General features: G+C 71.1%; 14 protein-coding genes. 6 read left to right on the top strand and 8 right to left on the bottom strand.

The window, feature by feature from the left end:
• Positions 1-7 precede the first annotated feature (7 nt).
• The 5 genes from AC1DSA_RS14020 to AC1DSA_RS14000 all read right to left on the bottom strand — a co-directional run bounded on the left by AC1DSA_RS14020 (position 8) and on the right by AC1DSA_RS14000 (position 3,078).
• The gene (locus tag AC1DSA_RS14020; RefSeq protein WP_477890141.1) at positions 8-505 is read right to left on the bottom strand and encodes a MarR family winged helix-turn-helix transcriptional regulator; all 498 of its coding nucleotides are present in this window, start codon (positions 503-505) and stop codon (positions 8-10) included.
• A complete protein-coding gene (locus AC1DSA_RS14015; RefSeq protein ID WP_477890139.1) occupies positions 502-684 on the bottom strand; it encodes a hypothetical protein in 183 nt (60 codons plus the stop codon). Before AC1DSA_RS14015 ends, AC1DSA_RS14020 begins: the two co-directional genes overlap by 4 nt.
• A complete protein-coding gene (locus AC1DSA_RS14010; RefSeq protein ID WP_477890137.1) occupies positions 681-2,273 on the bottom strand; it encodes an FAD-dependent monooxygenase in 1,593 nt (530 codons plus the stop codon). Before AC1DSA_RS14010 ends, AC1DSA_RS14015 begins: the two co-directional genes overlap by 4 nt.
• A gap of 68 nt (positions 2,274-2,341) precedes the next feature.
• On the bottom strand, positions 2,342-2,794 hold the full coding sequence (locus AC1DSA_RS14005) for a CHRD domain-containing protein (RefSeq protein WP_477890135.1): 453 nt from the start codon (positions 2,792-2,794) through the stop codon (positions 2,342-2,344).
• A gap of 92 nt (positions 2,795-2,886) precedes the next feature.
• Positions 2,887-3,078 (bottom strand): hypothetical protein, encoded by a 192-nt coding sequence (locus AC1DSA_RS14000; protein ID WP_477890133.1) that lies wholly within the window; start codon positions 3,076-3,078, stop codon positions 2,887-2,889.
• A gap of 121 nt (positions 3,079-3,199) precedes the next feature.
• Here AC1DSA_RS14000 and AC1DSA_RS13995 point away from each other — a divergent pair, with 121 nt between their 5' ends.
• The 3 genes from AC1DSA_RS13995 (at position 3,200) to AC1DSA_RS13985 (ending at position 5,244) form a co-directional block, all read left to right on the top strand.
• Positions 3,200-4,102: a crotonase/enoyl-CoA hydratase family protein gene (locus tag AC1DSA_RS13995; protein WP_477890131.1), complete on the top strand. Its 903-nt coding sequence runs from the start codon at positions 3,200-3,202 to the stop codon at positions 4,100-4,102.
• 138 nt (positions 4,103-4,240) lie between these two features.
• Complete coding sequence (locus tag AC1DSA_RS13990; RefSeq protein ID WP_477890129.1) at positions 4,241-4,636, top strand: hypothetical protein; 396 nt, start codon at positions 4,241-4,243, stop codon at positions 4,634-4,636.
• A gap of 68 nt (positions 4,637-4,704) precedes the next feature.
• Positions 4,705-5,244, top strand: a complete 540-nt coding sequence (locus tag AC1DSA_RS13985) for a DUF924 family protein (protein WP_477890127.1) — start codon at positions 4,705-4,707, stop codon at positions 5,242-5,244.
• Positions 5,245-5,280: 36 nt separating this feature from the next.
• On the opposite strand, the gene xth is transcribed toward AC1DSA_RS13985, so the two are convergent.
• Positions 5,281-6,096 (bottom strand): exodeoxyribonuclease III, encoded by an 816-nt coding sequence (xth, locus tag AC1DSA_RS13980; protein WP_477890125.1) that lies wholly within the window; start codon positions 6,094-6,096, stop codon positions 5,281-5,283.
• A 405-nt stretch (positions 6,097-6,501) separates the two neighbouring features.
• On the opposite strand from xth, the gene AC1DSA_RS13975 reads away from it, so the two are divergent.
• The 3 genes from AC1DSA_RS13975 (at position 6,502) to AC1DSA_RS13965 (ending at position 8,753) form a co-directional block, all read left to right on the top strand.
• Positions 6,502-6,960 (top strand): hypothetical protein, encoded by a 459-nt coding sequence (locus tag AC1DSA_RS13975; RefSeq protein ID WP_477890123.1) that lies wholly within the window; start codon positions 6,502-6,504, stop codon positions 6,958-6,960.
• A gap of 111 nt (positions 6,961-7,071) precedes the next feature.
• Positions 7,072-8,034: a non-homologous end joining protein Ku gene (gene ku, locus AC1DSA_RS13970; protein ID WP_477890121.1), complete on the top strand. Its 963-nt coding sequence runs from the start codon at positions 7,072-7,074 to the stop codon at positions 8,032-8,034.
• A 14-nt stretch (positions 8,035-8,048) separates the two neighbouring features.
• On the top strand, positions 8,049-8,753 hold the full coding sequence (locus tag AC1DSA_RS13965) for a hypothetical protein (RefSeq protein WP_477890119.1): 705 nt from the start codon (positions 8,049-8,051) through the stop codon (positions 8,751-8,753).
• On the opposite strand, the gene AC1DSA_RS13960 is transcribed toward AC1DSA_RS13965, so the two are convergent.
• Together AC1DSA_RS13960 and AC1DSA_RS13955 are read right to left on the bottom strand one after the other, a co-directional pair.
• Positions 8,686-9,090 (bottom strand): SRPBCC family protein, encoded by a 405-nt coding sequence (locus AC1DSA_RS13960; RefSeq protein ID WP_477890117.1) that lies wholly within the window; start codon positions 9,088-9,090, stop codon positions 8,686-8,688. The genes AC1DSA_RS13965 and AC1DSA_RS13960 overlap by 68 nt on opposite strands.
• A complete protein-coding gene (locus tag AC1DSA_RS13955) occupies positions 9,090-10,058 on the bottom strand; it encodes a LysR substrate-binding domain-containing protein (protein WP_477890115.1) in 969 nt (322 codons plus the stop codon). Before AC1DSA_RS13955 ends, AC1DSA_RS13960 begins: the two co-directional genes overlap by 1 nt.
• Positions 10,059-10,075: the final 17 nt, after the last annotated feature.

Here is a 10,075-nt window from a genome sequence, read left to right as displayed (position 1 = left end):
CCCCAATCTACGACGGACTGCCGGTTCGCGCTTGACGGATGTCAAGCCGGCCATCCGGACGGGCATGCGCCAGCACCCGATCGAGCAGCAGGGCCAGCTGGCGCTGTTCGGCCGCCGTCAGGCAGCCGAAGATCTCCTCGTTGCGGCGGGCGATGACGCGCATCACGCGGGCCCAGAGACGCCGTCCTTCGACAGTCGGCTGCAGCACCACCCCGCGGGCATCGCCGGGGTGCGCCTCCTTCAGCACCAGGCCGCGTTCGACCAGCGCCTGCGTCGCGCGGCTCGCCTGCCCCTTGTCCAGATTGGCGCGCGCCGCCAGCTGGTTGATCGACAGCGGCGCGAAGCTGCCGATGGCGGCCAGGCAGCGCGCCTCGCCGACCGGCAGGCCGAACTCGCCCGCGTAGGCGTCGCTGCTGGCACGGTCCGTGACCTTGTTGACCTGGTGCAGCCGGTAGCTGAGGAAGGCGTCCAGCGGTGCCGTGCCGCCCACGCGCGGCGCGCTCATTCCTGCAGGCAGCGCTCGCGCGAGCGTGCCACGATGTCCAGCACCTCGCCGGCCTGCGGCGCCCGCGCCATCAGGGCCAGCGCCACCATCGCCAGCAGCAGCTCGCTGCGCTGCGGCCCGACCTCGCCGAGAGCCTGGCACAGCGCGGTGTAGCCGCGATCGAGATCCGCTTCGTTCATGGCTGCAGTCCTTTCTCGCGCAGGCAGGCCAGCACCGGCTCGGGGTCCAGGCCGCGCCAACGTCCCATCACGTAGCCGTCGGGCCGCACCAGCACGAGGCCGGTCGCGTCCGCGTCCGGCAGACCGTAGCGCTTGCGGGCCTGGCCGTGCACGTCCGCGTCGGGCGCGATGTCCAGCACGGCGACGCCTTGGGCCGCGAGGTCCGCCACCACGTGCGGCAGGGCGCCGTCGCCGAACACCAGGCAGGTGAACTCGGTGCCGAAGCACTGCGTCAGGTGGAAAGCGCCCTGCGCTCCCTGGAGCAGCGCTTCCGGCGCGGGCTGGCCGGGGGCGGCCTGCGCATCGTCGGTCCAGGCGCCCTGCTGCGGCCCGTTGAGAGGCGTGCCGGTGTACGCGACCGGCGCCGACTGGCGCGGATTGATCAGCGAGCGCACCGCGGGATCGTCCATCGCGACCCGCAGCGTGGCTTCGCGCATCAGGCGGAAGGCGAAGTCCGGCGGGGCCATGAACTCGGTGCTCTTGGCACCGTAGGCGATGTTCTCGCGCGCGGCCTGCACCCGCTCCTGCGAGTACGAGTCCAGCAAGGCGGCATCGGCGCCGCCGTCCAGCACCAGCGCCAGCTTCCAGGCGAGGTTGGCGGCGTCGTCCAGGCCGGAATTGAGCCCGCGCACTCCGAAGATCGGCACCAGGTGCGCGGCGTCGCCCGCGAACAGCACGCGGCCGTGTCGGTACGCGGGCAGCGTGAGGCACTTGGCGTTGTACATCGACGCCCACAGCAGCTCCCACGGTGCGTCCTCGCCGATCATGGCGAGGTGGCTGCGCACGCGCGGCAGGATGTTCTCCGGCTTCAGCGCCTCGGCGCCGTCCTCGTCGTCGCGCAGCTGGTAGTCGATGCGCCAGACGTCGTCGGGCTGCCGGTGCATCAGCAGCGTGGAGCCGGGGTTGGACGGCGGATCGAACCAGGCCAGGCGCTCCACCGGCCGCGCCGTCTTCTGCACGATGTCGACGATGACGTAGCGGCCTTCGTATTGCGTGCCTTCCAGTTGCAGGCCGAGCTGCTCGCGCACGGTGCTGCGGCCGCCGTCGCAGGCGACGAGCCAGTCCGCGCGGATGCGCCGCGTCCCGCTCGCGTCCTCGACCTCGACGTCGACACCCTCCCCACCCGGCCGCACGCCGGTGACGCGCGAGGACCAGGCGACCTGCACGAGGTCCGGCACCCGCTGCAAGGCTTCGTGCACGAAGGCCTCGACGTGGTACTGCTGGATGTTGACCATGGGCGCGAAGCGCTCGGTCGGCTCGCTGGGCATGCGGAAGTGCAGCACCTCCTGGTTGCGCCAGAAGCTGCGGCCTCCGGTCCAGGGCAAGGCCTTGGCGGCCAGGGGGGCGCCGGCGCCCGCCGTGGCCAGGATTTCCTGCGAGCGGCGGGAGATGCAGATCGCCCGGCTGCCGGTGCAATAGCCCGCGTCGGCTTCGACGACGAGGCTGCGCACGCCGTGGCGCGCGAGCAGCGCCGCGAGCGCCAGGCCCACGGGCCCGCCGCCCGCGATCAGGACCGGAATGCCGTCCGGCAGCGGCTGCGTTGGCGCCACGCGATCTCCCGTTGGTTGCGGGCGCAACTATAAGGCAGGATGGTTGCGCGCGCAACCATCTCGGCGGTTTACTTCGCCCGCAGCTGGCCGCGGATCTCGCCGCCCGGGTTGCGCGCGGTGTGCAGGTTGACGTACCACTGGCCCGAGGTCAGCTGCGCCAGCTGCTCGGGCGTGATCTTCGCTTCGCCCGTGATGGTCGCCGCGCCCACGTTGGTGAAGGGAACAACCACGCCCGCGTTCTGGCCCGGACCGGCCGGGCCGTGGATGTGGGCGGCGGTGACGGGGCCGCTCAGGCCGCTGTGCGTCACGCTCCAGCTGAGCATCTGGTTGTTGGAGTTGTACCGGACGTCCGCGGTGCCGGTGCCCGTGCTGGTCACGGCAGGGACTTCCTCGGTCCCGGTGAGGGACGCCTGGTAGGTCTGTTGCGAGGTGGCGGCGCCGCGCATGCTTGCGCATCCGGCCAGGGCAATGGCTGCCAGCGTCGCCGCGCAGGCGGTCCGGAGGAACAGGGATCGGTTCATCGTGCTTCCCTTTCGTTGTGGGGGGCACAGATGATGGGCAGGCGCAGCCGAGCCGTCCTGTAGGACGAGGCCGCATGCCGCCAGACAGCGGATCAGTGGTCGGCGGGTCGCCTGCCGCCGGCGGGGTCGCGTTCCGCGCCCTGCTCCGGCACGTCCTGCGCGCCGGCCGGCGCTTGCTGCTGCGCGTGCTCGCCCAGCGTCTTGTTGCCGCAGCCGTCGGCGTTGCCGTGGTCCTCGTTGCCGGCGCCTTCGGCGTCGGGCCCGATGCTCGTGTTGGTTCCCATGCAGGCAATCTAGCCGCAGCCCGGCCGCCCCTCCGCAGGCCGTGCCGCCACGGCGCTGTAGGACACGAAGCGCCCGCTGCGGCCGCTGGCTAGACTGGCTCCTCATCCGAGGAGATTCCCCATGCCCCGCTACAGCACCCTGCAGATCGAGAAAGACGCGGCCCATCCCCGCATCGCCCGCTTGCTGCTCAACCGCCCGGAGCGCCTGAACGCGATCAACGAGGACACGCCGCGCGAACTGCGCGCTGCCGTCGACTGGGCCAATGCCGAGGACGAGGTGCACGTGATCGTCGTGGAGGGCGCCGGCAAGGGCTTCTGCGGCGGCTACGACCTGACCCAGTTCGGCGAGGGCCGGATCGACCACCCGTGCCAGCAGGAGCGCACGCCCTGGGATCCCATGGTCGACTACGCCTACATGAAGCGCAACACCGAAGACTTCATGGCGCTCTGGCGCAGCCCCAAGCCCACCATCGCCAAGGTGCACGGGGCGGCGGTCGCGGGCGGCAGCGACATCGCGCTGTGCTGCGACCTGCTGGTCATGGCGGAGGACGCGCGCATCGGCTACATGCCCACGCGGGTGTGGGGGTGCCCGACCACCGCGATGTGGACCTACCGCCTCGGCCCGACTCGCGCCAAGCAGCTGATGTTCACCGGCGACACGATCGACGGCCGCACGGCGCTGGCCTGGGGCCTCGCCAACGAGGTGGTCTCGGCCGCCGCCCTGGAGGGCGCGACGATGGCGCTGGCGGCCCGCATCGCGGGCGTGCCGCGCAGCCATCTGGCCATGCACAAGATGGTGGTCAACCAGGTCCTGCTCACCATGGGGCTGGAGCAGTCACAGAGCCTGGCAACCGTCTTCGATGGCATCACGCGGCACAACCCGGAGGGCCTGTGGTTCCGGCGGTATGCGCAGGCCGAAGGCTTCAAGGCGGCGGTGGAATGGCGCGACAGCGGCCGGCCGATCCCGGAAGGCGACGAGGCGCGGCGGCTGGCGGCGGAGTTGCAGCAGCGCACGCCGCGCTGAGCTGGTGCCCCTGCGCGCAGTCCGGGTCCTACATCTGCGCCGCGCGCGCGTCCGACATGGACGGCTCCTGTCCCTTCTTACATTGGGTCTGCGGGGCCATCGGACGGTGTCCTTCGCGCAACTTCCAAGGAGAGTTTCATGGCTCAAGGGCAAGACCAGAACCGCCAGCAAGATCAGCAGAACCAGCAGGGACGCGGTCAGGCTTCGCAGGACCAGAACCGCCAGCAGGACCAGCAGAACCAGCAGGGACGCGGCCAGGCTTCGCAGGACCAGAACCGCCAGCACGACCAGCAGAACCAGCAGGGACGCGGCCAGGCTTCGCAGGACCAGAGCCGCCAGCAGGGCGGCATGAACCAGGGCAACCAGGCCGGCCAGTCGGGCCAACCCGGGCAGCCCGGCAGTGGCCAGGGTGGCAGCAAGCAAGGCCAGCAGGACCAGCAGGACCGTGGACAGGCCCAGCAAAAGCAGGACCAGCAGAAGCAGGACCCGCAGAAGCAGAGCGGCACCAGCCAGCAGGACCCGCAGAAGCGCTGAGCCCACGCAACGAATCCGGAGCGGGGCATGGCCCCGCTTTCTTCTTGCCTCCGTCGTAAGCTCGCGGCGTGCTCCCCTCCCCCCAGCCCTTCCTTGCGTTCTGGCGCGACGCCGGCAGCCGGCGCTGGTTCCAGCCGGATGATGCATTCGATGCCGCGCTGCGCGAACGCTTCCTGGACCTGCATGAGGCAGCGGCGGCTGGCATGCTGACGGAGTGGCCGGCGACCGCCGACGGAGCGCTCGCCGTGGTCCTCTTGCTCGACCAGTTCCCGCGCAACGCCTTTCGCGGAACGCCGCGCATGTACGCCACGGACGCCCACGCGCGCACCGCCGCCAGTGCCGCCATCACTGCCGGCCACGACCATGCCGTGGACGAGGAGCTGCGCCAGTTCTGCTACCTGCCCTTCATGCACTCCGAAGACCTCGCGGACCTGGACCGCTGCGTGGCGCTGAACGAAGCGGTCGGCGGGGAGTCACTGCGCTATGCGCGGCATCACCGCGACATCGTCCGCCGCTTCGGGCGCTTCCCGCATCGCAACGCGGTGCTGGGCCGCGCGAGCACGCCGGAGGAGGAACGCTTCCTGGCGGAAGGCGGCTTTCGCGGCTAGCCGTTTCCGCCAGGCAGGCCCTGCGCGCCCGAGGATTCAGCGCTTCGTGGCGGCCTTGGCCTTGGCCTTGGGAGCCGGGGTGACATCGAGCTCGACCCACGTCGGAGCGTGGTCGCTGGCCTTCTCCTCGCCGCGCACCCAGGTGTCGACGCCGGCACCGCGCAAGGCCGGAGCGAGCTGGCCGTTGAGCAGCAGGTGGTCGATGCGCAGGCCCGCGTTGCGCTGCCAGTGCTGGCGGAAGTAGTCCCAGAAGGTGTAGATCGGCTCCTCCGGATGCAGGTGGCGGATGGCGTCCGTCCATCCCTGCTCCAGCAGGCGCGCCCAGCACGCGCGGCTTTCCGGCTGCAGCAGCGCGTCCTTGCGCCAGGATCGCGGGTTGTAGATGTCGAAATCGGTCGGCACCACGTTGTAGTCGCCGCACAGCACCACCGGATGCGGCGCGTCGACCAGGGTGGCGGCGTGCGCGATCAGCCGCTCGAACCAGGCGAGCTTGTAGTCGAACTTGGGGCCGGGTTGCGGATTGCCGTTGGGCAGGTAAAGGCAGCCCACCACGATGCCATCGACCGCCGCTTCGAGGTAGCGGCTCTGGTCGTCGGCCCCGTCTCCCGGCAGTGTCCGGCGGATTTCCACCGGGGCCACGCCGCGCGCCAGGATGGCCACGCCATTCCAGGACCGCTGGCCCTTCCACAGCGCGTGGTAGCCGGCGTCGCGCAGCTCCGCGGCGGGGAAGCCTTCGTCCAGCGCCTTGAGCTCCTGCAGGCACGCCACGTCGGGCTGCTCGCGCTCCAGCCAGCGCAGCAGGTGCGGCAGCCGGGTCCGGACCCCGTTGACGTTGAAGGTGGCGATTTTCATGGGCGGCACGATCCTACAGAAGCCCTGCGTTGCCGGGGCTGGATGGGCAGGAACGCAGCTTCAGGTTGTGGACCGATGCGCCAGCCCTGCGCGCTGCCAGGCCGGGCGGCCTCACTGCCGCAAACGGCTAGTGTCCGGTGCGGTCGCGGCGAAAGGCTTCGGCCCCGCCGCTGCCGCCGCCATCGGGAAAATCATGCGGATCGAGCGGGCCTTTCTTCCGAGCGCCTTGCGGCGACTCCACGAGGGTGCTGGCGGAGTTCTCTCCGTGGTCCGGTTGCGCGGGAACGGAGGACGTGGGACGTTCGCCCCGTTGAGCGCGGCTCATGCGCGTGTCTCTGGACTTCATGGCGCAAAATTAGCCAGCCCCTGCCACCGTACCTGTCGGACAAGCCCGCAAACCCACCCATGAAGACTGCCTGTGCATTGATGCTGCTTGCCACGCTCGGCTGTGGGCACGCGCAGGGTGGCGACCCGCTGAAGTCGGATGCCTGCGGCGCGGCGCTGGCCCAGCTGCAGAGCTCGCGCAGTTCGGGCGCCGCGGCCGCGACGGTGGAATCGCAGCGCGCCGCCGCGTCCCGGGTCTGCCTTGGCACCGCCGTGCTGCCCACGCGGCCTTCACGCACCGCCCAGCCTCCCATCGTCGTGCCGCCGCCGCAGATCGAAGTGGCGCCGCAGGCCTCTCCGCTGCCGCCGATTGCGATGCCGCCGCCCCCGGTCGCCATCGACCGCCCGCTGGCACCTGCCGTATGCGATGCCGGTGGCTGCTGGGTCAATGACGGCACGCACCTGCGCCAGGTGCAGCCTTCGGTGGTGGGCCCGCGCGGTCCCTGCACCACGGCAGGCGGGGCCGTCTACTGCCCGTAGCCGCGTCCGTTTCGCCTCGCGGCGCGGCCTGCCCTGCACTTCTTGCTGCACCGTCCTACAGCGCCAGTGCCCCGCGTCGCCTACGGTGGATGGGCTTCCCAAGGAACCCCCATGCCCGCACCGACAAGTTCACGCACCCTCTGGAAAGGGGCCATCAGCTTCGGCCTGGTCCACATTCCGGTGACCCTGCACTCGGCCACGGCCGAGAACCGCATGAAGTTCAACCTGCTGGACAAGTCCAGCATGACGCCGGTGGGCAACCGCCAGGTGAACAAGGCCACCGGCGAGGAGATGCAGCGCGAGGAGATCGTCAAGGGCTTCGAGGTGGAGAAGGACCAGTTCGTCGTGCTCACGCCCGACGAGATCAAGGCGGCGCTGCCGCGCTCCACCCAGACCATCGACATCGAGGCCTTCGTCGATCGCGAGCAGATCCCCAGCGTCTACTTCAACAAGCCCTACTACGTCAGCCCGGCCGGCAAGGGCGGGCAGAAGCCGTTCGCGCTGATGCGGGAAACGCTGGAGCGCACCGGCAAGGTCGGCATCGCCAAGGTGGTCATCTCGACCAAGCAGCATCTCGCCATGCTGCTGCCGCAGGGCAAGGGGCTGGTGCTGAACCTGCTGCGCTGGTCCGACGAGGTGCGCGACGTCGCGGGCCTGGCCTGGCCCGGCGACGACGTGACGGTGAGCGCCGCCGAGCTCAAGATGGCCGAGCAGCTGGTGGAAGCGATGGCGGGCGACTGGCAGCCGGACCTGTTCCACGACGAGTTCCGCGAAAAGCTGATGGCGCTGGTGGAACAGAAGTCCAAGGAAGGCGGACTGCGGGCCGTCGCGCCCCTGCCGGGCGAGGAGCCGCCCGCGAGCGCCGAAGTGATCGACCTGACCGAACTGCTCCGGCGCAGCCTCAAGGGCAAGCCGGGCGCCGCCGCAGCACCGGCGAAGAAGGCCGCTGCGCGCGCATCCGACGCCGCCGCGAACGACGAGGCCGCACCGGCGCGCAAGGCAGCCGCGCGCAAGACGGCGGCCACCGCGCGCGCCACGGCCAAGGCACCGGCGCCACGCCGCAAGAGCAGCTGATTCCGTCCGGCAGCATGCGGACGGAGCGAGCACTCGGAGCCTTGCTGGCCACGGCGCTGGCGCTGTCCCTGGCAGGATGCGGCGACCGCCAGGTGGAACGCAAAAGCACCGCGGTGCTCGGCAACAGCACGGTGGAGCGCGCGTCGCCCTTGCCCAGCCTCACCGATGGCGGCGGCCAGCAGATCCCGCCACCATCGGTGCCGGCCGGCGCACAGCCGCAGATGGCGCGCACCGGTGAGGAGAGTGCCCTGGCCGTGTGGCTGCAGGACACGCACGTGGTGGCGTCGTCATGGACCCGCGCGACCGGCTGGAGCGCGGCGCAGCCGCTGGAGCGCATCTACGGCGACGCGAGCGCGCCGCAGCTAGTGAGCAATGGCCAGGGCATGGCGATGGCGGTCTGGCGTCAGCGCGTTGGCAACATCCACAGCCTGCGTTTCAGCCGCTTCGATGCGGCGACCGGCTGGGCCGCCCCGGACGTGCTGCCTGGCGCCTTCCCCCGTCCCACCGCTGCCGGCTCCCCGCCTTCGCAGTTCGCGCCGCAACTGCAGATGGACTCGCAGGGCAACGTCGTCGCGCAGTGGCCGAGCGGCTTTCGCGCCAACGAGATGCAGGTCGCGCGCTACTCCGCGGCCGAAGGCTGGAGCCACGCGGCTAGCGAGCCGGGGCTGCCAGCGTCGAGCGCATCGCCTGCGCGCCCCGCTCCATCATCTGCGCGATAGCGGGCGCGACGGCGTCCGGCAGCAGGTCCGTCGTCCACACGAAGCGGCAGCGGTCCGGGCCCTCGGGGATCACCTGGGCGGAAGCGTTGTGGTGCGTCGCGCGGCCGCCGAACGCGCTGTAGGCCAGGCGCATGCGCGCGTCGTCGCAGGCCACGAGCCGCTCGCGGACCTGCATCCCGTTGAAGAAGGTGACCAGGCGCACCTGCCCCTCCTCTTCCAGCGTGCAGGCGGTCACGAATCCCGCGGCGAGGCGGTCGACGCCGCCGAAATCGCGCAACGCGGCCCACACGCGCCCGGCGGGGGCGGGAACTTCGAACTCCTGGACGATGCTGGCCATCAGATGCTCCTTGCCATGGGCGGCGCCGCTGCCTGCTCCGCCTGCGCCACGAGCCAGTCGGCGAAGGCGCGCGCGCCCGGGTTGTGCGCCGCGTGCGGCGCGAGGGTGACGAAGTAGCCCCGGCGCGATGCGGCGGGACTGCGGAAAGGCGCGACCAGCTTCTTCTGGCGCACCAGGTCGGCCAGCAGCGGCAACCGGCCGATCACCACGCCCTGCCCGGCAACCGCCGCGGCGACCGCCTCGGCATATTGCGTGAAGCGCACGGTGTGGGACATGCGCAGTTCAGGCAGCCCCATGACGCGCAGCCAGGGTTCCCAGTCGACGGTCAGCGGCGCATCGCGCATCTCCACCGTCAGCAGCGTGTGCCGCTCCAGGTCGCGCGGCGTCTTCAGGGGCCGCCCGCGGTCGCGCAGCAGCTGCGGCGCGCACATCGGCTGCACCTCTTCCTCGAACAGCATCGGCCCCTGTCCCTGGGCCGCCGGCACGAAGCGTACGGCGACGTCCACCCCGCCACGGTCCAGGTCCTCCAGGTCGAGGGTGGCGGAGATGCGCACGTCGATCTCCGGGTGGGCGCCGGTGAACCCCACCAGCCGGGGAATCAGCCAGAAGGACGCGAAGCCCGGCGTGCAGGTCAGCGTCACCTGCTGCCGCTGCGCCGTGCCGCGCACGCGGGCGGCCGCGTCGCGCAGGCGCTCCAGGCTGTCCTCGACCGCGCGCCGCATGATGCGGCCCGCCTCGGTGAGTGCCAGCGCCCGGTGCCGGCGCTCGAACAGGGCGGCGCCGACGCTGTCTTCCAGCTGCTGCACCTGCCGGCTGACGGCAGACTGGGAGAGGAACAGCTCGGCTCCGGCGCGGGTGAAGCTGAGGTGGCGCGCGGCGGCCTCGAAGGTGTGCAGCAGGTCCAGCCGCAGTTGCCGCGAGCGTGGCAGCGCCTCGTTGTTCGCATTCCGTTCTTGCATGCGATCCATGCGAATCCGCCGTTTCT

Source organism: Ramlibacter sp. P4_H7 (assembly GCF_056400765.1).
The sequence above is the reverse complement of the archived record's forward strand: the minus strand, read 5'-3'. Positions and strand labels throughout refer to the sequence as shown.

What these genes read in the sequence shown, in the direction of transcription:
- AC1DSA_RS13995 (WP_477890131.1), top strand. Translation starts at nt 3,200, where the DNA reads ATGCCCCGCTACAGCACCCTGCAGATCGAGAAAGACGCGGCCCATCCC.
- AC1DSA_RS14000 (WP_477890133.1), bottom strand. Translation starts at nt 3,078, where the DNA reads ATGGGAACCAACACGAGCATCGGGCCCGACGCCGAAGGCGCCGGCAAC.
- ku (WP_477890121.1), top strand. Translation starts at nt 7,072, where the DNA reads ATGCCCGCACCGACAAGTTCACGCACCCTCTGGAAAGGGGCCATCAGC.
- AC1DSA_RS14020 (WP_477890141.1), bottom strand. Translation starts at nt 505, where the DNA reads ATGAGCGCGCCGCGCGTGGGCGGCACGGCACCGCTGGACGCCTTCCTC.
- AC1DSA_RS13990 (WP_477890129.1), top strand. Translation starts at nt 4,241, where the DNA reads ATGGCTCAAGGGCAAGACCAGAACCGCCAGCAAGATCAGCAGAACCAG.
- AC1DSA_RS14005 (WP_477890135.1), bottom strand. Translation starts at nt 2,794, where the DNA reads ATGAACCGATCCCTGTTCCTCCGGACCGCCTGCGCGGCGACGCTGGCA.
- AC1DSA_RS13965 (WP_477890119.1), top strand. Translation starts at nt 8,049, where the DNA reads ATGCGGACGGAGCGAGCACTCGGAGCCTTGCTGGCCACGGCGCTGGCG.
- AC1DSA_RS13955 (WP_477890115.1), bottom strand. Translation starts at nt 10,058, where the DNA reads ATGGATCGCATGCAAGAACGGAATGCGAACAACGAGGCGCTGCCACGC.
- xth (WP_477890125.1), bottom strand. Translation starts at nt 6,096, where the DNA reads ATGAAAATCGCCACCTTCAACGTCAACGGGGTCCGGACCCGGCTGCCG.
- AC1DSA_RS13975 (WP_477890123.1), top strand. Translation starts at nt 6,502, where the DNA reads ATGAAGACTGCCTGTGCATTGATGCTGCTTGCCACGCTCGGCTGTGGG.
- AC1DSA_RS13960 (WP_477890117.1), bottom strand. Translation starts at nt 9,090, where the DNA reads ATGGCCAGCATCGTCCAGGAGTTCGAAGTTCCCGCCCCCGCCGGGCGC.
- AC1DSA_RS14015 (WP_477890139.1), bottom strand. Translation starts at nt 684, where the DNA reads ATGAACGAAGCGGATCTCGATCGCGGCTACACCGCGCTGTGCCAGGCT.